At 37.8% G+C, this 1,952-nt stretch carries 2 protein-coding genes; both read right to left on the reverse strand.

The features are described 5' to 3' along the window. Positions 1-69 precede the first annotated feature (69 nt). Positions 70-978, reverse strand: coding sequence for a hypothetical protein (locus tag ACFXJL_RS34760; RefSeq protein ID WP_375839305.1), 909 nt, complete (start codon positions 976-978; stop codon positions 70-72). A 90-nt stretch (positions 979-1,068) separates the two neighbouring features. Further along, on the reverse strand, positions 1,069-1,242 hold the full coding sequence (locus ACFXJL_RS34765) for a hypothetical protein (RefSeq protein ID WP_375839303.1): 174 nt from the start codon (positions 1,240-1,242) through the stop codon (positions 1,069-1,071). Between the last annotated feature and the right edge of the window lie 710 nt (positions 1,243-1,952).

The following is a 1,952-nucleotide window of genomic DNA, read 5'->3' on the forward strand; positions in this document are numbered from 1 at the left end:
TTTGTCATTCTGACAAATAACCCTTCGGGAAATAAAAAAAACGGCTCCATAAAGAGGAACCGTTTTGCTTCAAAAATCACGTTTTGTGTTATACTGGAGAAACGAAATTGTGTTTTCAAAATTGTCATTTTCGACATGATAACTTTTCTCGTAGTGTGGTTTTGCCGAACCCACTACTTTTTTTATGTCTCCGAACTTCATTTCTTCCCGTTCCGGCTTAACAATCCCTTTTGATTTTCGATACATATTCATTCCGGAAGGATACATGTGCAGCCGTCCGCCTTTTAAAAATTTCTTTTCCCGACCTTCTACGATCTTTGTTTGCACCTCACAGCCCTCTGAAGCCACTTTTAAGGCTGTTTCCCTGTCTTGGACATCTTCTAGGTCTATATCAGTCAAATAAGCGCTCAAATAGGCTCCTATGTTGTCTATATCCTTTAATGACTTGATTGTTACAAATCCTAAACCCCATAGACTCCTTAATTCAGCATTTTTAATATAAATCTTATCCAAATCATTAAAGCGCATTAAAACATGACAATGCCAGGCTCCACGTCCTTGTGGCTCTACCACCGATAAATAATCTATCGAACTTTCTTTCTTGTATTTATAACGCAACCTGTCGATAAAATTTTGAAAATCACTATAAAGTTTTTTCGTGTCCGTCATATTTTTCTTGTATGTCAAAGTTATATGTAATTCATTTGGCCGTCCTATAAAATTGTTATTTATCAAATAACGCAGCTTCTTAAAGGTTTGTCTCAAAGAATTATAATTTTCCTGCCGATTTTCCGAATGCTCGAACTCCCGGATCTCCCCAGTAGAGAGGTCTACAAACCTATCCTTGTCCAATTTTTTGATATTATTTTTCCGGTTCATCTTCTCCATATGCTGAACTTCAATGACGTGATTCATAGTGGTCACTTTTACAACATCATTTGGAGCTATGAAAACCGCGTCACCATTGCGTTTATCCATCCATTTCCCCTCAATTTTTCCTGTAATGTTTAATTAAAATCAAGTTAATAATAAAGAACCCCAAATCCGAAGTCAGTTTTTCAACAAAAATTAGCGTCCTTTTCCCAAATAGTCCCTATACAATTCCTTAATAGCAAACTCAATTACAGCATCTTTTGAAACTCTTCCAAATTCATTGTGTTTTGTAAAATGTTCGGCTAATAACTCTAGCTTTTTAAATGTTTCAACAGTAATTCGAGGTCCAATTTGTTTTTTCTCTTCCATCCAAACACACTCCTAACAAGTTGTTAACATAATTCTAACATTGGAAATAATAGAATTCAAGAACAGAAAAAAGAAGCACACTCGGAATGATATTTCGTTTCCTTTTGATTCCGAGCCTCCACCCCTTACAATCCCCAAAGGCAACCGACAAGGGAAAATTCGTCCCTTATCGGCACCTCCGGAAATTGTACAGCAAGGGGTCACTCCCAATAAAAAGACTACGACATATAAAACAGGTTTAGCTTCAGAGAAAAAGAGCATAAGGAAACTCGGTGCCACCCTAAAAAAAAGGGTGTCAAACAGGCTGTGCCTGTTGAGTTTCTATGCTCTTAGAACAGGTGCCGTTTTTGAAGCCAAAGATATAGCATAGATACCCCATAGATATAGCAGGGATATACCAAAATATCTCTAGAGATACGGGTATCTATGCTATATCTCTCTACAAGATTCCTCCACACGCTTGACGGAAATGCTTCAGCATTTTAGCACTCACTCGACAGAGTGTATAAGTGCGCCATTCGGAATTTCAAAGCTTCAAATTTCACAGAGAGTGCCCATTTATACACACCCCCTAAATCGTGGTGTGACAATGGGTTCTCGCCGGCTCGAAATCGGTTTGTCATTCTGACAAATAACCCTTCGGGAAATAAAAAAAACGGCTCCATAAAGAGGAACCGTTTTGCTTCAAAAATCACGTTTTGTGTTATACT

Source organism: Streptomyces sp. NPDC059256 (assembly GCF_042753785.1).
GTDB lineage: Bacteria > Actinomycetota > Actinomycetes > Streptomycetales > Streptomycetaceae > Streptomyces.